This window comes from Psychrobacter urativorans (assembly GCF_904846675.1).
GTDB lineage: Bacteria > Pseudomonadota > Gammaproteobacteria > Pseudomonadales > Moraxellaceae > Psychrobacter > Psychrobacter urativorans_B.
Window position 1 is genome coordinate 234,826 of the sequence record NZ_CAJHBT010000001.1, and the last position, 19,834, is coordinate 254,659.

Genomic DNA, 19,834 nt, shown 5'->3' on the forward strand with positions numbered 1-19,834 from the left:
TTTTATGTTGCGTTTGCCTCTATGCCTAAAACCAATTTGACACATCATTTTTTAATTGCAGCACCCGAGCTATCAGACCCACGGTTTGAGCGGGCGCTGATATATATCTGTCGTCATGATAAACAGGGCGCTTTAGGTTTGATGGTCAATCGCCCGCTTGGCCAAGCTCGCGTTGGCAAACTGCTAGAGGATTTAGATATTGAAGTTACCGATCCGCAAGTGATGGAAGATTTGGCATTAGATGGCGGGCCTATGTATCCTGAAATTGGGTTTGTGCTGCATACCGGTCAGCCACAGTGGGCATCCTCCTTTGCTATCTCAGAAAACGTCTGCATTACTACCAGTCAAGATATTCTCAAGCGTATCGCGGCGGGTCAAGGAATTGGTCATTATCAGCTGTGCTTGGGCCATGCCAGCTGGGGCAGAAAGCAGCTTAATCGTGAAATTAATAACGGTGACTGGTTGATTTGCCCTGCTGATTTGACCTTGTTATTTGACACCCCATTTGATGAACGCTGGCAATTGGCGGCTGATAAAATCGGAGTGAATTTTGATTATTTAAGCAGCGACATCGGTCATGCCTAATATAAAGAACTTTTAGTAAAAATATTTAAAAAAATCTTTATATAAGATAAGTTTAATGTAAATAAATATGGGAAAAACTTGCTTCTATGACCACAGTAGACACTAATACTTCAACAGATATTGGCATTGAGATTAACAGCGAGAGTGAGGGTGAAAACTTGCTTATTGATAATACTGAGCCAGCACCAAAAGCGCATCTTATTCTAGGGCTAGATTATGGCGTCAAGAAAATGGGCATGGCGTTAGGCAATACCATTACTGAAACTGCGAGCGCCTTTGATATCTTGGCGATGAATAATGGCCAACCCGATTGGGACAATCTGCTCGGTATTATTAAAGTTTGGAGCGTGTCACAAGTGGTGGTTGGACTGCCGCTAAATATGGATGGCAGTAGTTCAATGTTGTCCAAACGTGCCCATAAATTTGCACGAAGGCTGGCACATCGACTGATGGAACAGCATATACCGGCAACGGTAATGCACTGCGATGAGCGTCTGACCTCAGTGGGCGCACGTGAGATTGCTTGGGAGCAAGGCTGGATTAAAAACGAGCGTGACCCGATTGATGATATCTCCGCCTGTATTTTGCTATCCACTTATTTTGCTGATCCTGATAGTGCCATAGCCATTGACGCTATAAAAGCAGATTGAATAAAAACCTCTAATAACAATTATCAGCTTTAAGCATCAATCACTATAAGCACCTATATACTTCTCTTAATAATATCTACCCAAAAGATGACAGCTTGTTATGACCACTGCCCCAGACCAATCTTCGCAAAACGCCTCACAACACGGTTTTGCTCCGCTTGCTATTGCCCGTATTAAAGGCGCACAGCGAGCGAACCAAATTGCGATATACCTGATTTATGCCGCCATCTTCGCCTTTATGGTCTTTGGAACGATTGCCAGCATAAAGATGTTTCATGACAATCAGCTGCTGTATCGATTGTTTTTTAATCTACCCTATATCCTGATTGCCCTGACCATTCCTATGACGCTTTATGATGCGTTTATTATTTATCGCTATCGTCTTAATCAAGCCTCGATGGTAGTCATGACTATTGGGGTCTCGAGTATTATCCTTATCGGTGGGCTATTATTTGCAGATACCGCTTGGTTGGGATTGGCTTCGTGGCTGGGCGTGGCATTTTTATTTAAAGTCAGCTTTAAGCGCTTTTTTGACTTTTTAGAGGTGGATGAAGATGAAATCACTGAAACAGCTGATGATTGAGAAAATCCACCGCTATGAATAAAGACCATGCTCAGACTTGAGCTCAACCCTATTCAAATTCATTAATTTACTTTGTAAAGCTAAGACTATGACAACTTCGACACTAAGCAACACTATCAACCATCATTTGGATACTCAAGGGCTAATTTGCCCAGAGCCCGTGATGATGCTGCACAAAACCATTCGTAAAGCCGATGGCGGCGATATTATCGAAATATTGGCTACCGATCCGGCCACTACTCGCGACATTCCTAATTTTTGTCGTCATTTGGGGCATACTCTTGTCCAGCAAGAAACACTGAATGACGCACCAACATATCGCTATTTGGTCAAGAAAAAGAGCGCTTAATAGTTGCTAATTGTCGGTTGCCAACTTGAATGCATTCAAATGACCATAGAACACAGATAACAGCGCAATACCCAACGCAAAATATCTTTGTGTTATAGAGAACATATCATTCACAGGTTAAAGGTAGGCCGCGTGTTACCAACAGAAAAGCAGTATGTGCAGTGGTTTGAGAACGAAACCTTACGTCATCGTCATGCCCGCTGGTTGTCCCAAAGCAATCAAGTGCCGCCTGCGCGTATTGTTTCGGTCGACGACAAGACAACAGCAGATGAAGCCTATCGCTTGGCTTGCGCGGGCACGTCAATGCTGTGGTACGGTGACTTTCAGAATGCGCGGCAATTACTGCAAGCCCTCACTCGACGCATTGAGCGCAGTGAGCAGCGCAAAATCAGCAAAGCGGCCAACAAGAATAAATCTGCTGAACCTACGGCTGAGTCTTTGGTATTACCTGAAGTGTTATCTAAACGGATACCTAACTTGTTTCATCAGCAACGCCAAGCCCAAGCCCAGCGTTCGCGCATCTTAAGCCGTTTGCTATTAGAGCTTGATGCCGGTTATGTCAGCCAGTTACGTCGCGCCCCCGATGTGAGTGCTGCCTGTACCGCTGCTTTTGGTGAGCTGGATGAGTCGTGCTTACTCTCGTTTCGTGACCTGCAAGGTGTGTTAGGCGCGGCGGGGTGGCGCGCGAAAGGGGTACCTATTGAAAGTTTAGGCCTATCAGTTTTTCCGCATTATGGTGTGTTTGCGCCAACACGTCATGAGTATGTACAGCTCTTGCTGGATGCACCGCTGCCGGATGCTTGTGATGTCGCCTTTGATATTGGTACCGGAACCGGTTTGCTGGCAATTATCTTGGCGCAGCGCGGTGTGCAACAGGTCGTTGCGACGGATTTAAATCCGCGTGCTTTGGCCTGTGCAAGCGAGAACTTTGCGCGTTTGGAGTTAGATGCCGTGCAGTTGCAGCAAGCAGATTTGTTTCCGACTGATGCGCCACTGGCCAATCTGATTGTCTGTAATCCACCTTGGTTGCCCGCTAAGCCCACCTCGCCATTGGAATACGCCGTCTATGATGCCAATAGCGCGATGTTGCGTGGGTTTTTGCAGGGCGCGAAACCGCACTTAGCCGAGCAGGGAGAGGTCTGGTTGATTCTGTCGGATTTAGCGGAGCATTTGCAGTTGCGCAGCCGTGATGAGTTATTGGGCTGGTTTGCGGATGCCGGTTTGGAAGTGAAATATCGTCTTGATACCCAACCTAAACACGGTCGCAGCCAAGACACTACTGACCCACTGTTTGCGGCGCGCAGTGCGGAAATCACCTCTTTATGGTGTTTAGTGCCTTTTGATAATTGAAGTAATACCTGAATAGTACCTGAAACATAAAAACTGCTTAACAAAAATTTTATTAATACTTTATTAACATTGCTATGCGCTAAAACTAGGCGATAAACTTCTAAACGAATCAACCTATCCTGTCCTATACAACCACCGAGTATTGCCTTATGAGTCGCGACCGTGCCGTACAGCCGCGCCAGCCCAAAGCGTTGACAGTAGATGACGAGCCGACTTATATGACCGAGTTTCGTCAGGCCATGCTCGCTCGTGGTTTGGCAACTCGTACTCGCAATGCTTATGTGCGCGATTTGCGCGCCTGTGAGCTGACCAGTCATACCGCACTCACGCGTTGGCAACCCGAAGATATACTGCACTGTCTATCAATCCTCGCCCAAGACGGCAAAACACCACGCACTCAAGCACGAATGCTCTCCAGCCTACGGCAATTCTATCTATGGATGATTGCCAGTAATCTGCGTGAAGACAATCCTTGTGAGCGTATCAAAACCCCAAAGATTGGTCGTCCATTGCCCAAAGACTTAAGCGAGGCAGATGTTGATAATCTACTGGCGGCACCCGATAGTAGCACGGCGCTTGGTCTACGTGATAAAGCCATGTTAGAGGTGCTATATGCCTGCGGTCTGCGGGTCAGTGAATTGGTGAACCTATCTATTGAACAAGTGAATTTGAACTCAGGTTGGCTACAAATCACGGGGAAAGGTAATAAAACACGCTTAGTACCATTAGGAGAATATGCGGCGGATGCGTTAGAGGACTATTTAGCCCATGGACGCGGTGATTTGATTGCTCATTTGAAGGCAGGAAATTGCCAAGCAGTATTTTTGACCACCCAAGGCGGCTATATGACGCGGCAAAACTTTTGGTATCTGCTAAAGAAATATGCCAAAGTTGCCAGCATTGATAAAGACTTATCGCCGCATACTTTACGTCATGCTTTTGCCACGCATCTGCTAAATCATGGCGCGGATTTACGTAGCGTGCAGTTGTTATTGGGTCATAGCGATCTATCGACTACGCAGATATATACGCATGTGGCGACGGCTAGATTGCAGAAGTTGCATGCGGAGCATCATCCGCGGGGTTGATAGGTTTGTTTGTTTTTTAAAATATAGTTTGGCGAAATCTTGTTATAGCTCACTTTTAAATTAAAGGAAAATATTTATGGACGCTAATCTCTACTTTGCGCTTTCTTCAGGTTTTCCTCAGATTGTTGGCTTGCTTGCAACTTTTTACTCTATCAATAACGATAAAATTGGCCTAGATGATTTTAAAGAATGGTTAGATGAGACAAATAATGAATACGCTATTAAAATGATTGAAAATAGCACCCAGCTACAAAACAATTTATCAAATTTTATGAATGCTAATCATGAAGAAAATATGAATAAGTTATCTGAACTAACTGATTTAGTAATTGATATAGCTAGTAAGATTGAAGGCTTGGATAAACTGACTGATTCGTTTATTGTCAACAACAACCTATCTGAACAAGCTGTTAGTATACTAAGACAGTTCGTAAAATCGAAAAGTCCTAATATGCATTATATGAATAACAGCTCTCTTGACGGTTACCAGCATGACTATATTCTAGAAGGCCCTTATGATATTGAATATGATGATTCAGTTTTCATAGAAGACGATATTAAAAGTCTCGTAGATAAAGGCCTGATAACCAAGACGTTTAACAGTAAAGGCGGCATAATTTATAATATAACTAGACAAGCCGTTGCTTTTATTAAGTCTACAGATAACTAATTGAATTAATGTTGCTTCAAAGCAGCCCGTAGGGTGGGTTAGCGAATGCGTAACCCACCAATCATGGAATTATGAATGTAGGTTACGTTACGTCTGCGCCTTACAAGCTTGCAAAAACTAACACGCCCTTGTATCTATCTTGACTAGATGCTAAATCACACATCAACACACGTAATTCTCTTATATCACTTCCTCTCAACACCAATCACAATTTCTACTAACCCATAGCTGCAAAAATCCCTTTTTCTCGTTACAATACCCACTATAAAACGTCCGCTTATTTTGGCTTATTGATTGTCATCAATTGGACGCACTAAACCTTTTCATATCCATTATCCGAGAAAACTATGAGCCATAGACCTCCTGCTGACCTATTAGAAAAAGCAAAACACTGGCGCGATGACATTACCTTTCGTCAAGACGTACTGGGCAAGCCTTTTGACTTTGCGACCACGTGGGGTATTTTTTCGCCACAAAAGCTTGATGATGGTAGCTTAATGCTTCTCGATTATATCGATTTTGAGCAAGATGATGATTCGATTGATTTGGGTTGTGGTTATGGGGTACTGGGCATGACAACAGCACGCGAGTGTCCAAATGGTCAGCATACTTTGATTGATAAAGACTTTATGGCTGTAGAATATGCACGTCGTAACTGCGAGAAAAATGGTCTAAATAATGTTGATGTACATTTATCAAACGGTTTCAATCATGTCGATAAAGCGAAGGATTTTAGCCTAGTGATGTCAAACTTGCCGGCGAAGGTCGGTAAAGAGCAACACTATCTCTATTTCCTCGATGCGCATGCACGGATGCGTAAAGGCGGCCGCTTTTATGTGGTAACCATTAATGGCTTACGTCAATTTATGAAGCGCTCATTTACTGAAGTATTTGGTAATAGCGAAAAAGTAAAGCAAGGTAAAACCTATACTATTACTATGGCGACCAAAGACTAAGTAACCACTATTAAGTAGTGAAATTCGAATAAAAAATTTAAGCCAAAAAGTTAAATTAAAAAAGCCCACTAAAACACAATAGTTTTAGTGGGCTTTTTTTGGCTAGTTATAACTATATTACATCTGCCGTTTTATCAGATAGCCACCCAATATCGTACTGCCAATAATTGGTAATAGCACCATCAGCAGCGGTGAAAATCCCGTCGCCAATGACACAAAGCCGACCAAGTCCTGAACATAGCTGAACAACAAACCGAATAATAATGCCACCACAATACGCAGACCTAAACTGTGCGTTCGTAATGAGCCAAAAACGAATGAGCAGGCGACAATCACTAGCGATAGGATCGATAAAGGCGACAGCAGCTTTTGCCAAAATGCCAGCTCGTGGGTCAATGAGCGTTTACCTTGCTGACGCATAAACTGGCGATGTTCATACAGTTGGGTAAGCGATAGACTGTCAGCCTCCCGCGTGAGTAAATAAACCGACTCTGGTGCAAAAGGCAAACTTAAGGTATCTGAGGCGGCTTTGGATTGAGTACTATCAAAGCCTTCATTGATAGTGAGCTTAGTCATATTGCTCAGTTGCCACTCGTAGCGATATTGCTCGCTAGGTTTAGCACTGGCCTCGTTCACTGTCTCACGACCAGAATAGCGCCCGCCTTCAGCATGAACCGCCGTTTGTAGATTGCCATTATTATCCAAATGCCAGCGCTTTACCTCGCCGATATTGCCTTGCACATCGGCATAATCTATATAGAGAATATCATTACCATCTGGTTGTACACTTGCCATATCTGAGCTGTTATTAACATTATCAGAACTATCAGCAGCCTTAAAGCGTGGTTGTACCGTCCAATAACCACTCACTGAGGCGACCAGAGAGCCGCTATTTTCGTCATTAATTTCATTTGCCAGCTGATTGCTATGCGGCAGTACAAACTGGTTGATTGCTAATGCTAATAACACAAATACCAACGCGGGCTGTAATACCCAACCGACAATACGGTAAATACTGACCCCAGCGGCACGCATTACTATCAGCTCGCTTTTATTAGCCAGCAGACCTAAACCAACGACTGCGCCTAACAGCGCACCGGTCGGCATAAACTCTTCTAAAAAGTAAGGTGATCGATAAAAGATATACTTAAGCGCATCAGACATCGTGTAAGTGTCTGAGAGCGAATCAAGCTCGGACAAGTAAGAAAACAAAACTTGTAATGCCCACAATCCCAAGACGGCAGCGATAATCGCTAATAACGCATTGGTTTTGACGTAGCGCCCTAGCACTTGTAGGTTGGCAGATTGCGAATGAGAGGTCTGAGCCTTAGATGGCTTTTTTGATAGCTTTGTAAATGGTGAGGAGCGCATTATAACTGCCCTCCTTGTGAGCGGTTTGGCGTTTCAGTAGTGACTTGTTGCTTATCTTTTAAGCGCACCCGTAGTCGATGCTGGATGCGACTGCCCCAGTTTAGATACAGCGCTAGAGCCATAAACCCTACTATCAGCCACGCATATGCCCACACGCTAACGCTGCCTTTACTCACCGCATTCTTCAGAGAGATGACGCCTAATGCACAGCTGACAAATAATAATATCGCTGGGAACAAGCGTAACCAGCGCCCTTGACGGGGACGCACTTGCGCCAGCGGTACCGCTAGCATGGGAGCAATAATCATCAGCCATGGGAGTGACAACCGATAGCCAAGCTCAGATTGGGCGGCACGCATGGCATTGACGCCACCCACTTCTGCGCTACCGGTCGCCGCTTGCCATAACGGCATAATAGCTTGGGTTTCGATATTGTCTTCGGTCACTACTTCTTTGGATGATTCGGACAAGGTAATGCGATAGCGATCAAAGCCGACTTGATTATATTTGCGACTGCCTGCGCCCACTTCATAACGTCGCCCTTGGAATAGATCCAATTGGGTCACGCCGCTACCGTCCGTATCCACTTGCTCTGCGCGCCTCGCTAAAGTAATAGTATCTTTACTGATAGACGGATTACTATCCATACGCTCAACCAGCTCTTTAGGTAGCTTGTTGCTTAAATCAGTGCTGGTAATGTCTGCATCGATACTGTTTGAATTGGTACTATTTATATCCGTACTTTTAGCGTCTAAGCCTTTTTCTGGAGGTTCAGTTTGAATCAGTATCACGTCTTGCAGCTGCTTTTTATCGTCGCTGAGACTGCCAACATACAGATGATAATTGCCGCTACTGATAAACTCATTAGGCCGAATTAAATCAAAGGCGCTGGTCAAGGCTTGCTGTTGCCAGATGGTCTCAGATGAGCGCACACCCCATGGCTTACCAACTATGGATAACGCAGCTTCACCTATAAATAAAGCTGAGATGAGCGGTATCATTAGCCGCGCAAGCTTACCCCGTGAAATCCCACTGGCATTAATAACCGCCATCTCTTGATCGATATAAAGACGCCCGAATACCAGCATGAGCGCAATAAAAAAGGCCAATGGTAGTATCAGCTCTAAAAAGTACGGCAGGTTATAACCGATAATGGTAAATAATAAACTGATATCTAAGTTGCCTTCAGCAGCAATACCGAAATAACGAATAAGGCGACCGCCAAGCATAAGCACCATCAAAAACCCCAATACCAAAGCGGTGGTTGAGGCAACCTGACGGGACATGTAGTGGCGTAATATCACAATAGGGACTCTTAGAAGTTGGCAATTACGCGGTTAGTCGCGAGCATATCGAAAATTATCAGAAATTTTGGCTGAATGTTAAAGCCCTATTAAGATGCAAAAAGCCTAATAGGCGCAACTGCTAATGCTAGCATATTTTTGTAAAAAATGACTGGGCAATGTGTTTGGAAAACATTATTTAACCCTTACTAACTGCGCACTTATCGCCTGATAGTCGACATGCTTAAGTTAAGACATAAAAAGATTAGTTAAGACACAACAACAGTAATTAAGAAGTCACCATTAAGTTTTAACTGTATTTTATTCCCTACCATTCAAGCGGCTTTGTGTGTTGTACGTATCCTGTACTGAATACTATTAGAATTAATTGTTAAAATTTAGACCCATAACACTTATTACTTTTCATAATATTAATTACTTAACGGAGAATAAAATGTCTAACCCTTCTACATTATTAAAACTTGGTGGTGGTGAATTTGGCACGGTCGATTGGTCAAATTGCGCTGTTGTGTTTATTGATTTTCAGAATGAATATGTCGATGGCGAGATGCCTTTAGGTCAAGCCGGTGCCAAAGCCACTGCCAATGCTCGCCTAATACTGGATAAAGCTAGAAACGATAATATTCCTGTTTTTCATATTGCCCATCATGGCGAAGATAACGGTAATGTTTTTGACCCATTATCATCGAAAGTGAATATCGTTGATAGTATGCAACCTGTTGATAGTGAAAAAACCATCGTCAAAATGCATCCTAATGCCTTTTATGATACCCCGCTGCAAGAGCTTATCGAGTCTACTGGTAAAGAGCAGATTATCTTTACTGGGTTTATGAGTCACATGTGTGTCAGCTCCAGCGTGCGCGCTGCGTTTGATTTGGGCTTTGAGAATTTTGTTTGTCATGATGCCTGTGCGACTCGCGACCTGCCTGATGTCAAAGGCAATGCTATCAGTGCGGATGTGGTACATGAAACGGCAATGGCAGCACTACAAGATAGATTTGCAACTTTAGTAGCGACTAATGATTTGGTTAATGGTTAATAAAAGAATAGCGTAGCAGCAGGGTTTGGACACATTACCTAACCTTTGCTGACTGCGTACTCAGCAGCTGATATGCTACACTACTACCCACGCTTGATAGGCGCACTTATCTAAATTAGCTATTAATTTAAACTTCAGTATTAATTTAGATCTTTAGATTTGTTACTGATTTAATTTAATAGCATACTTTATCCGCGCTTCCTAAATAACGCACTCGTTATTCGCCTATTAAGTCACAGTTCTAATCACAGCCCTATAGCGCATTCATCTAATAAGGATAACAACATATGAATATTAAATTAACGCAACATCTACCAAAAACACATACCAAAAAAATTCTAAAAAACGAAGCCAAAGACAAAGACGCCGCTTGTTTAGTAGTATTAGTCGATAATAAGAAAAATATACTTGCAGAATCGGCTTTAACTGATTATCAAGAACGTATTGAGCAATTAATTGAAGTATCACACTTTACTGGTAAAGCTTGTGAGACTGTTGCTGATTATGCCTTGGCTGGCGATAAAAAAACGGCTAAAGAAAACCCAGTGCAGTTATTATTAGTGGGCGTTGGTTGCTGCGACAAGCTGAATAACACTATCCTACAGAAAATTGCTAATACCATTTATCAAAGCACGCAAAAACGTGTAGCTTCTATTACCGTCGCTTTAGGTGATGCGTTAGAAGAAGACGAGTTCGGTCAATTTGCCCTGAACCTATTGGCAGCAAGCTATCGTTTTGATAAATATAAATCTGAGCAAACCACACCAGTATTAACAGCCATTTATTTGCTAGCTGATAAAGCATTACAACCCGCCTTAGACTTTGCAGAGTCGGTATTTACTGGTCAAAGCTTGACCCGTGACGTTGCTAATGAGCCAGGTAATATTTGCTTCCCAGCATTTATGGCAGAGCAAGCACAAGCTTTAGCTAAAACCTATCCTGACTTATTAAAAGTAACGGTACTAGGCGAAGACGAGATGTCAGCGCTGGGCATGGGCTGCTTTTTAGCCGTGTCGCAAGGCTCTACCAAAGAAGGCCAATTGGTCATCATGGAATACCAAGGCAAATCTAAATTCAGTGCTAAGGCAGCCAATAGCGGTCTAAAAGCACTTACTGATAAGCTCCCGCTAACCGGTACCAGCAAAAAATCTAGCAAGAATGCCGAAAAAGTAAACGCTGATGCACCTATCGCATTAGTCGGTAAAGGCATCACTTTTGATTCAGGCGGTATCTCAATCAAGCCTGGTGCGGCAATGGATGAGATGAAGTTCGACATGGGCGGAGCGGCTTCAGTATTGGGTACGATTAAAGCGCTTTGTGAAGCACGTTTACCGATCAACGTCGTTGGTGCGCTTGCCTGCGCAGAGAACATGCCATCAGGTGACGCTACTCGCCCCGGTGATATTGTCAAAGCGATGAATGGCAAATCGGTCGAAATTCTAAATACCGATGCCGAAGGTCGTTTAGTATTAGCAGACACTTTATGCTACGTCCAGCGCTATCAGCCATCAGCTATCATCGATGTCGCCACTCTAACAGGCGCTTGTGTGGTTGCGCTTGGTCATGTCCGCTCAGCAGTATTCAGTAATGATGAAGACGTATTGTTTGCCTTAGAAAACGCCAGCGACCAATCAGGTGATTTAATTTGGCATATGCCAATGGATGACGCCTATCAGCCGCTACTTGACTCACCTATCGCTGATATGCAAAACATCGGTGGTAAAGGCGCTGGGGCAGTCACTGCCGCTTGCTTCTTATCACGTTTCATAGAGGACGGTCAAGCATGGGCGCATTTAGATATTGCAGGTACGGCTTGGAGCTCAGGTAAAGACAAATCGGCAACCGGTCGTCCTGTGCCATTATTTATGCAATACTTAAAAAATAGTATAGATATGGCATAATTGTTATAAGCTGTTATAACACCTATTAATGTGAAATATTTGTCTTATGCAAATTAGCTTTTATGTATTAAGTAACAGTAAAGCCCAAGATTTCTTGGGCTTTATTTGTCAGCTGTCCCAAACGGCGCTGAATAAAAGCAGCCAGTCGCTACTCATCCTTGCTGAGGATGAAGCGTTGCTTGGCGAACTTGACTCTGCCCTTTGGTCACATGATGCCAGCAGCTTTATTCCGCACCAATGTCTAGTGGATAATAACAAGACTACCGCTACAGAGGCTATTGCCACAGAACTCATTGTTAAAGAGCAGCCTTTAGCAGCGCCGGTTTTACTTGGCTCTTATATGCCAGTGGAATTTAACGGTATCGTAATTAATACTACGGCTCGTCCGGTTAATGACTTTATGAATGCCACCAGTAATGCGCAACCAACACGCGTGCTTGAAACTATCAAGCCTGACGCCACAAGTGTACAAGAAGGTCGCAATAAATATAAGCATTATCAAAGTTTAAAGTATGAGCTAACGCATTTTAAAGTGTGATAGTTTTATTTTATTTATTTGCAATAATAGCTCCTTCCTTTTAATACGCTTTGTTTCTTAGTACACCCTATCTTTTAACACTCCTTCTCTTCTATTCCTAAACTCATATAATCACTATTATATGAGTTCTTTTGCGTGGTCATTTATCCTTATTTTTTAAGTGCTCGACGCTTTTCCTATCCAATAATTATTACTATATCCCAAGCTTTTTCATCCCTGTACTTGTGGGTTACCGTTAGGCTAATATCTAAAAAAGTGCTACCATTCCTCGGTTATTATACGGTTAGTATGATTGATTTCTCATGACTGATTTTTGTTATTAGTTGCTATTATTAGTTTCTAGTAGCTGAGTTATCGACTCAGTTACTGTCTCGTTAAAGGTGGAATGATGCGTTCATTTATTGCAATGTACCAGCGAATAGGTCTGGTGCCGCTGATTATTATTGGCTTAATATTGGGTACATTAATCGGCTGGCTAGCGCCCAGTTTAGGTATGGCCCTAGGCATACTGGGGACGCTATTTGTCGGTGCGTTAAAAGCAGTGGCACCGATACTGGTGTTTATTTTAGTGATGGCAGCGATTTGCCAACATCGTAGCGGTAATAAAGTCTACGTCAAGCCCGTACTTATTATGTACTTAGGTGGCACTTTCGTGGCTGCTCTAGTTGCCGTGGGTGCAAGCTTTTTATTCCCGACGGAATTGACTTTAGTGAACGCCACCATTGAGCAAGTCCCACCGGCGAACTTAAAAGAAGTCCTGACCAACCTGTTGCTTAATCTGGTCGCCAACCCTGTTGATGCGATTGCCAATGCCAACTATATTGGCATTTTAGCCTGGGCCGTTATTATCGGCTTTGCATTACGCCAAGCCAGCGACACGACGCGTACTATCATCGTTGATTTCTCTGATGCCATCTCAAAAGTAGTGAAATGGGTGATTGCCTTAGCACCCTTTGGTATCTTAGGACTGGTTGCCAATACCGTCGCTGATACAGGTTTTGCGGCTTTGGCAGGTTATGCTCGAATCTTAATGGTATTAATAGGCTGTATGCTGTTTATTGCTTTAGTGACCAATCCTCTGCTGGTGTTTTTCAAAACTGGTAAAAATCCTTATCCGCTAGTATTCACATGCTTGCGTGAATCAGGAATTACCGCCTTTTTTACCCGCAGCTCAGCGGCGAACATTCCTGTTAATATGAACCTTGCGCATAAGTTAGGTCTGCATGAAGACACTTATTCTGTAACCATTCCACTCGGCGCTACTATCAATATGGCGGGCGCTGCAATCACCATTAATGTGTTAACGCTTGCGGCGGCTCATACCTTAGGGATTGAAGTCAGCTTTGGTTCAGCTCTGTTATTAAGTTTGGTTGCTACGATTAGTGCTGGCGGAACATCAGGCGTGGCGGGCGGATCATTACTTCTAATTCCACTTGCTGCTAGTTTATTCAATATACCCAATGATATTGCGCTGCAAGTAGTCGCTATCGGCTTTATTATTAGTGTGGTGCAAGACTCAGCAGAGACCGCGCTAAACTCATCGACTGACGTATTATTTACGGCAGCCGCTGATCCTAAGTATTCCCGTTAATTACGATAGCAGCTAACCATTCAAAACATATTTGTTTATCAAAAAAAGGGCAGCTACTGCTCTTTTTGGTCGGCTAAAATTAATGGTTTTTCGCTATGATGCAGTACTCGATAAACTAAAATTAAATAGCTGTTATATCCTATATAATAAAGGGTTCAGCTTTATAGCTAAGTCTGAGCACCTGAATAGTAAGATTGATTGACATCCTATTTAGAACGATTATAAAAGAAGTTAACATGAGCATTAATAGAAACATGAACATCGCCAGCTTCACCATATTCTGTATGACCTGTATAGCAATAGGAGCTATTGCTATATGAGTGTCAACGATGAGAAAAAGCCTGAATTTACTGCTCCCAGCTTACCTATCTGGAAGCTGCTAGCGTTCACCTTGGCAGGCTTCCTCGCTATCATGACTGAGACTATGCCCGCAGGTCTCTTACCGCAAATCAGTGCCGCTTTAGGAGTGTCAAAAGCGCTCGCCGGTCAGTTAGTTACCTTTTACGCGTTGGGATCTGTGCTGGCTGCTATCCCCGTTATCGCCGCCACCCGCAGTTGGAACCGCCGCCGGCTGTTCTTGCTGGCAGTCGCGGGGCTATTAATATTTAATATCGTCACGGCCTTATCTAGCAGCTATACCATTATTATAGTGGCACGCTTTGCCGCTGGGATGGCAGCTGGGGTGATATGGGGCTTACTACCAGGCTACGTGCTGCGTATGGTGGCGAGCGATGTACAAGGGCGTGCACTGGCAATAACCGGCGTAGGTCAACCCATTGCTTTGGCTGTTGGCGTGCCGTTAGGAACTTGGCTCGGCCTATTATTCGACTGGCGCGGGGTGTTTTGGATTATGTCAGCACTAACTTTGCTGTTATTAGTCTGGGTACGATTAGCGATACCAGACTTTGTTGGCCAGTCGGCCAAACAGCGCCTGCCTATTCAACGCATTTTCTTAATGCCAGGCATTCGTCCCGTATTGCTAACGCTATTCGTCTGGATATTGGCGCACAATCTCCTCTATACCTATATCGAACCCTTTTTAGCATCGGTCGGGCTGGATCAACGCGTGGATGTCGTGCTGCTGCTGTTCGGCGTTGCCGCTATGGTAGGCATCTGGCTTACTGGCTTGTTAGTCGATCACTGGTTTCGCGCTATGGCTTTGACAAGTCTGAGTGCGTTTGCAGTGGCGGCATTAATATTAGGCTTTTCCGGTGGCTCCACGGCTATCGTGCTAGTAGGCATAGCCATATGGGGGGTCACCTTTGGCGGTGCACCGATACTGCTACAAACTGCGCTGGCGGGTGCAGCAGGTGAGAATGCCGATGTGGCTCAGTCTATGTTTGTGACGATATTTAATCTAGCGGTAGCTGGCGGCGGGGTGGCAGGCGCCCTATTATTGAGTCGAGTGGGTGCAGTGTCATTCCCGTGGGCAGTGTTCGCGCTGGCGTTACTGGGCTTATCAATAGTATGGACAGCTAGAACTAATGGATTTCAAGCTAAGAATCAGGAAGCTGCGAGCTAACTGAGAGTATGCCACGTTAATCATCGACTTATATCCGTCAGTTTTGGCAAGCAAAATGTAGTGGATGCTTCAGCCATTCTTTAGTCCGATCAAGGAATTTAAACTTCTAGAGTCATAGAGTTGATAATATTTATAAATGTTATTTTGACAAACGTTTGCGGATCGCTATTTTTTTATGGTGCCATCTTTCATTAGCTGTTGGCCCTTTGATAGTAGTTATTTATAAAAATATAATGAAAGTTTTTATGAGCGGATTTAACCAACGGCTTTTTGATGTTTCCTAAGCTCAGCCATCACTAGCTGACACTGATGGCATAACCTTTATTCTATTTGTCTAGCGAGACTATCAATGGTTATAAAAGCGAGGTTAATGTAGTTCTTGATATTGTTCACAAGGTTTATGGTCGTAGCGAATGACCGGCTGCTTCCATTGCTCTATCCAATCAATAACAAAGAAGAGTGCTCCGGTTCTTCTCAAAGATTTCCATACTTCATTTTTCTTAGAAATTTCAGATGGATCTTTTCCTTCTAGCTGAATGAAAGGCAGTACTATACACTCCGGGTGTGGCAAATACGGTGCATTTTCATAGACAATGGCTCTTCCCTCGCCAACATCCGCCACCAACTTTATATCCATCTGCTTTAATTAACTCAGCCCTCCCTGCACTAACTTTGTCGAGCGGCACCACGAACCCGCTGCAAAATATTGCCTCTCAAAGAGTAAAGTTTTCACGCCACGTGTGGCAGCATCCAATGCGATACTTGTGCCGGTAATTCCGCCTCTACCCGATAATTTCCACTGTATGCACATGCTCAATTCTTTTCATCGCATCATAAATGACTGGCAGCGTTTGATCGGAAGGTACTCGCACTTTAATTTCCAATAAATGCATGCTTTCTTTATCCATGTCTTTAATACGTGATTGCATAACGATGTACCGCTGACGCCCGAGCTCAGTGATAACGGCTTCAATTCCTGCTTGTTCAAGTACCCTGATTCGGAAAGTGAATTCTCTACGACGTAAGCGCTTCGGCCCGTATTTGAGAATATAATAAGGTATCAGCTCTACACTAATCAGCAGCAGCAACACCCCGAATATGGCTTCCGTATAAAAGCCAGCACCTACCGCAATCCCAATACCTGCCGCTCCCCAAATAATTGCAGCGGTCGTCAATCCTGAAATCTGTTCGTTACCTCGCCGCAAAATAACACCAGCGCCCAAGAACCCAACACCTGACACAATTTGCGCAGCTAAACGTAGAGGATCCATTTGAATCATAACGCCCGTACGACTGTCAGGAAATGTATAGGCCGACTCAATGGATACAATCGTTAACAAACAGCTGACGATACTGATGACCAAACTTGTCTTTAATCCCAGGGGTTTCTGCCTCAGTTCTCTCTCTAACCCAATGACTAAACCAAGTACTGCAGCAATGCTGAGTTTCATCAGCGTTTCAATGCCTAACCAAAATTCCATCCCTCCACCTCCATACACCCAAACATATCTTCTTTCTTCAGTCTACTTGATTACCACCCGAAACCCTCCCTAAATGAACGAACCTTCTGCTTTATAAGCATTTATCTTTCAATAGGCTTATTTTTTCAAAGTTTTTGGGTAGCTGCTGAATATGATTAATGGCAGTATGAGTAGTGGTATTAATGGATTTTTGGTCAGCAATGACTATCAGAGTAAAAAAGGGAAACCTGATAGTCATTGCTGAAAAATGCTCTTTAAAGAAAAAACGTTAAGAACAGCGTGTGAAAAACCGGTTCACACGACTACTCTTGTTAGCGTAAAAAAGGGGTGTGCTTTACCAGAGTTGTTTAATATCGTGCTGGAAGTTGTTCACCTAGCTTATAACAAGTCACGAAAAGATAACGCCACCGATGCTTGATAGATTAAACCCACGATAAGGATTGTTTTATGAGTGGCACTTTATAAAAGACTGGTCCATAAAAAGCTAAGTCATAACTTACTATTTTAAACTGCTGACATCTACTTCTATCATCGTTGAATCAGCATCCCATTGGCGCTTGAACTCACGCAAATTTTCTAGCTCATCTAAGAGCTCAATGATTAAGCCAATCGCAGGCACGCTAGCTTCAAAATCACGGCTGAGACGGGAGGCGCGGCGAACGGTAGTCAGCTGATAACCGCTGAACTGTTCACTTTCAGGGACGTCATACTCAATGATATTTTCTTCAATTAAAGCGATAACCCATTGGCGCTCTTGACCACAGGCAGATATCAGCTCATCTAAGCTCATGATAATGTCGGTTAATTCAGGCGAGTGTTTCATAATTATTATCCTCGTTTGCTCTTTAACAAATGGTATCGGTAACGCTGTTATATACAAAACCTACTTTTGACAACGACTATTAGCGGTTAATACTGCTATCGGCAAAGGCTTGTTTTAGCTGCTCATAAGCTGCTTTTGCCGCATCCGTGCTGACGTCTGGGTTGACGATATTCATTGTTAAGTATAGATCGCCAGCTTGTTTAGCAGGAATACCTTTGGCTTTAAGGCGCAAGTTACTACCAGATTTACTATTTTTAGGGATATTAACGCCCAAAGTTCCTGCTGGGGTAGTGACGTTAATTTTTTCACCGAGCGCCGCTTCCCATGGGGTGATATTCACAGTTTGATAAACATTAGCGCCTTCTAGACGAATATTGGCGCTATGGGTAATTTTAACTTTTAAGAATAAGTCACCATTTTTGCCGCTACCACTGCCGGCTGCACCTTGTCCAGTTAGGCGAATTTGTTTGCCGTCAGTGATGCCTTTGGGAATTTTAATTTTGAGCGTTTTATTCTCATAGTCCACGCTACCATTAATTTGACGGACAGGAACATTCAATTTAATACTGTAGTCATCGCCATTATAGACCGACGCCAAATCAACATTAATCTCCGCGTGCTGGTCTTGACCCTTGCTATCTTGTGCGCTAAAACCACTGCCAAATTGGTCAAAACCGCCACGCTGTGACTGACCCTGACCGCCCGTTTGCCCACGAGCACCGCGACCAAAGGCTGAAAAAATATCATCGAAGCGAAAGCCACCATCGCCGAAGGCTTCACCGTCACCGAATTGGTCTTTCATATCTTCCCAGCGGAAACCGCCTTGTTGACCGCCTCCTGCCTGCCCCCCAAACCCAGCGCCACCACCTTGACCGGCAAATGGATTGTCTAGCATGGCGTCATATTGAGCGCGCTTGTCTTTATCTCTGATGGTTTCATAAGCATTGTTAATCTCGGCAATCTTATTATCAGCGTCTGGATCATCGCTGACATCAGGGTGGTATTGTCGTACTAGCTTACGGTATTTTTTTTTGATATCCGCATCTGAGGCATTTTTTTTAACCCCTAAAATGTCATAATAATTTTTCTCGGCCATGTTATTGCTCCTTTTATTTTTTATGCTCGTATTTCTTATGCTTATGAATAGGCTACGTCTATAGCATAACGTAATGAATCAATATTTTATGTTTTTTAAAATTAAAATATAAAGAGTGCTTTTATAGTTATGGTGAGTGATATTTATATTTGGCGCTATGCTTACTTTTACAATCCTCTCTTTTAAAATTTTTTATAAACCACTTTACACAATAGGTCATCGTCAAAGCGACTTCAAGGTAACCATAGTATAAATTGAAGCTAATGGTTAAGAGTACTAGCAGTTATGCATATATCATTAATCAAATTACTCATGGATTAATAATATTAATAAGTATGAATATACTAAGAAATATTTAACTTGAGTGTTTCTTTACATACCTGTAAGAATATGACAAGTTTTTTATTGTAAAATGATTGTATTATTTGTACTCGCAGGGAGTATAGATAACATAGGCAAGAGTACCTGTCTATCTCCTCAATCGTAAAAAGGTATTAAATGTCTTATTTAATCAAGTCTTTAGTTATCACGTTATCACTGCTGTTAAGTACCACAGTTTTTGCCGCTAACACCAGTTACTACGGTAAACAGTTTCATGGTAAACGCACAGCTAGTGGTAGTATCTTTAATATGAATTCCTTGACTGCTGCGCATAAAACGCTGCCGTTTGGTACGAAGGTACAAGTGACCAACCAAAAGACAAAGCAGAGCGTGATAGTGAAAATTACGGATAGAGGACCTTTTATTCGCGGACGAGTCCTTGATCTATCTAAAGCCGCTGCTGGTAAAATAAACTGTCAACTTTGTACGACTAGTATGAAGATACTGTCTTACGGTGATGGTAAATACCGTAGACAATAACTTAATAACGTAATGAAAAGGGGAGAGCTTGCGCTCTCCCCTTTTTATGTCTCATTTTCTTATTTGTAGCTATTTA

At 43.2% G+C, this 19,834-nt stretch carries 21 protein-coding genes; 14 read left to right on the forward strand and 7 right to left on the reverse strand.

Going from position 1 to position 19,834, the window contains the following annotated elements; genetic code table 11:
* The first annotated feature begins 21 nt into the window (after positions 1 to 21).
* The 8 genes from JMY06_RS01040 (at position 22) to JMY06_RS01075 (ending at position 6,231) form a co-directional block, all read left to right on the forward strand.
* Positions 22 to 585 (forward strand): YqgE/AlgH family protein, encoded by a 564-nt coding sequence (locus tag JMY06_RS01040; protein WP_201615580.1) that lies wholly within the window; start codon positions 22 to 24, stop codon positions 583 to 585.
* An 86-nt stretch (positions 586 to 671) separates the two neighbouring features.
* Positions 672 to 1,235, forward strand: coding sequence for a Holliday junction resolvase RuvX (ruvX, locus tag JMY06_RS01045; protein WP_201529107.1), 564 nt, complete (start codon positions 672 to 674; stop codon positions 1,233 to 1,235).
* A 100-nt stretch (positions 1,236 to 1,335) separates the two neighbouring features.
* Entirely contained in the window at positions 1,336 to 1,818 is a 483-nt protein-coding gene (locus tag JMY06_RS01050) for a hypothetical protein (protein ID WP_201615581.1), read from the forward strand.
* An 88-nt stretch (positions 1,819 to 1,906) separates the two neighbouring features.
* Complete coding sequence (gene tusA, locus JMY06_RS01055) at positions 1,907 to 2,167, forward strand: sulfurtransferase TusA (protein ID WP_201529111.1); 261 nt, start codon at positions 1,907 to 1,909, stop codon at positions 2,165 to 2,167.
* A 132-nt stretch (positions 2,168 to 2,299) separates the two neighbouring features.
* Positions 2,300 to 3,517 (forward strand): methyltransferase, encoded by a 1,218-nt coding sequence (locus tag JMY06_RS01060; RefSeq protein ID WP_201615582.1) that lies wholly within the window; start codon positions 2,300 to 2,302, stop codon positions 3,515 to 3,517.
* A 149-nt stretch (positions 3,518 to 3,666) separates the two neighbouring features.
* On the forward strand, positions 3,667 to 4,605 hold the full coding sequence (xerD, locus tag JMY06_RS01065) for a site-specific tyrosine recombinase XerD (protein ID WP_201615583.1): 939 nt from the start codon (positions 3,667 to 3,669) through the stop codon (positions 4,603 to 4,605).
* A 76-nt stretch (positions 4,606 to 4,681) separates the two neighbouring features.
* Positions 4,682 to 5,275 (forward strand): hypothetical protein, encoded by a 594-nt coding sequence (locus JMY06_RS01070; protein WP_201615584.1) that lies wholly within the window; start codon positions 4,682 to 4,684, stop codon positions 5,273 to 5,275.
* A 347-nt stretch (positions 5,276 to 5,622) separates the two neighbouring features.
* The gene (locus JMY06_RS01075) at positions 5,623 to 6,231 is read left to right on the forward strand and encodes a class I SAM-dependent methyltransferase (protein WP_201615585.1); all 609 of its coding nucleotides are present in this window, start codon (positions 5,623 to 5,625) and stop codon (positions 6,229 to 6,231) included.
* A gap of 117 nt (positions 6,232 to 6,348) precedes the next feature.
* On the opposite strand, the gene lptG is transcribed toward JMY06_RS01075, so the two are convergent.
* Together lptG and JMY06_RS01085 are read right to left on the reverse strand one after the other, a co-directional pair.
* Complete coding sequence (gene lptG / locus JMY06_RS01080; protein WP_201615586.1) at positions 6,349 to 7,602, reverse strand: LPS export ABC transporter permease LptG; 1,254 nt, start codon at positions 7,600 to 7,602, stop codon at positions 6,349 to 6,351.
* Complete coding sequence (locus tag JMY06_RS01085; RefSeq protein ID WP_201615587.1) at positions 7,602 to 8,888, reverse strand: LPS export ABC transporter permease LptF; 1,287 nt, start codon at positions 8,886 to 8,888, stop codon at positions 7,602 to 7,604. Before JMY06_RS01085 ends, lptG begins: the two co-directional genes overlap by 1 nt.
* A 451-nt stretch (positions 8,889 to 9,339) precedes the next feature.
* On the opposite strand from JMY06_RS01085, the gene JMY06_RS01090 reads away from it, so the two are divergent.
* The 5 genes from JMY06_RS01090 (at position 9,340) to JMY06_RS01110 (ending at position 15,497) form a co-directional block, all read left to right on the forward strand.
* Entirely contained in the window at positions 9,340 to 9,945 is a 606-nt protein-coding gene (locus JMY06_RS01090; protein WP_201529125.1) for a cysteine hydrolase family protein, read from the forward strand.
* A 287-nt stretch (positions 9,946 to 10,232) separates the two neighbouring features.
* Positions 10,233 to 11,846, forward strand: coding sequence for a leucyl aminopeptidase (locus tag JMY06_RS01095; protein ID WP_201615588.1), 1,614 nt, complete (start codon positions 10,233 to 10,235; stop codon positions 11,844 to 11,846).
* Positions 11,847 to 11,892: 46 nt separating this feature from the next.
* Positions 11,893 to 12,384: a DNA polymerase III subunit chi gene (locus tag JMY06_RS01100; RefSeq protein WP_201615589.1), complete on the forward strand. Its 492-nt coding sequence runs from the start codon at positions 11,893 to 11,895 to the stop codon at positions 12,382 to 12,384.
* A 388-nt stretch (positions 12,385 to 12,772) separates the two neighbouring features.
* On the forward strand, positions 12,773 to 13,975 hold the full coding sequence (sstT, locus tag JMY06_RS01105) for a serine/threonine transporter SstT (RefSeq protein WP_201529166.1): 1,203 nt from the start codon (positions 12,773 to 12,775) through the stop codon (positions 13,973 to 13,975).
* A gap of 316 nt (positions 13,976 to 14,291) precedes the next feature.
* Positions 14,292 to 15,497, forward strand: coding sequence for an MFS transporter (locus JMY06_RS01110; protein WP_201615590.1), 1,206 nt, complete (start codon positions 14,292 to 14,294; stop codon positions 15,495 to 15,497).
* Between the two features lie 367 nt (positions 15,498 to 15,864).
* Here the strand turns inward: JMY06_RS01110 and JMY06_RS11945 are convergent, their stop codons facing one another.
* From JMY06_RS11945 to JMY06_RS01130, 5 genes are all read right to left on the reverse strand, one after another.
* Positions 15,865 to 16,122 (reverse strand): hypothetical protein, encoded by a 258-nt coding sequence (locus tag JMY06_RS11945; RefSeq protein WP_201615591.1) that lies wholly within the window; start codon positions 16,120 to 16,122, stop codon positions 15,865 to 15,867.
* A gap of 21 nt (positions 16,123 to 16,143) precedes the next feature.
* Positions 16,144 to 16,308, reverse strand: a complete 165-nt coding sequence (locus JMY06_RS11975; RefSeq protein ID WP_413786282.1) for an FAD-dependent oxidoreductase — start codon at positions 16,306 to 16,308, stop codon at positions 16,144 to 16,146.
* On the reverse strand, positions 16,280 to 16,978 hold the full coding sequence (locus JMY06_RS01120) for an MgtC/SapB family protein (RefSeq protein WP_201615592.1): 699 nt from the start codon (positions 16,976 to 16,978) through the stop codon (positions 16,280 to 16,282). The genes JMY06_RS11975 and JMY06_RS01120 overlap by 29 nt, the downstream gene beginning before the upstream one ends.
* A gap of 499 nt (positions 16,979 to 17,477) precedes the next feature.
* Positions 17,478 to 17,801 (reverse strand): chaperone modulator CbpM, encoded by a 324-nt coding sequence (locus JMY06_RS01125; protein ID WP_201529137.1) that lies wholly within the window; start codon positions 17,799 to 17,801, stop codon positions 17,478 to 17,480.
* Positions 17,802 to 17,880: 79 nt separating this feature from the next.
* Positions 17,881 to 18,897 (reverse strand): DnaJ C-terminal domain-containing protein, encoded by a 1,017-nt coding sequence (locus JMY06_RS01130; protein WP_201615593.1) that lies wholly within the window; start codon positions 18,895 to 18,897, stop codon positions 17,881 to 17,883.
* Between the two features lie 498 nt (positions 18,898 to 19,395).
* Between JMY06_RS01130 and JMY06_RS01135 the strand changes: the two genes are divergently transcribed.
* Positions 19,396 to 19,758, forward strand: coding sequence for a septal ring lytic transglycosylase RlpA family protein (locus JMY06_RS01135; RefSeq protein WP_201529141.1), 363 nt, complete (start codon positions 19,396 to 19,398; stop codon positions 19,756 to 19,758).
* Positions 19,759 to 19,834: the final 76 nt, after the last annotated feature.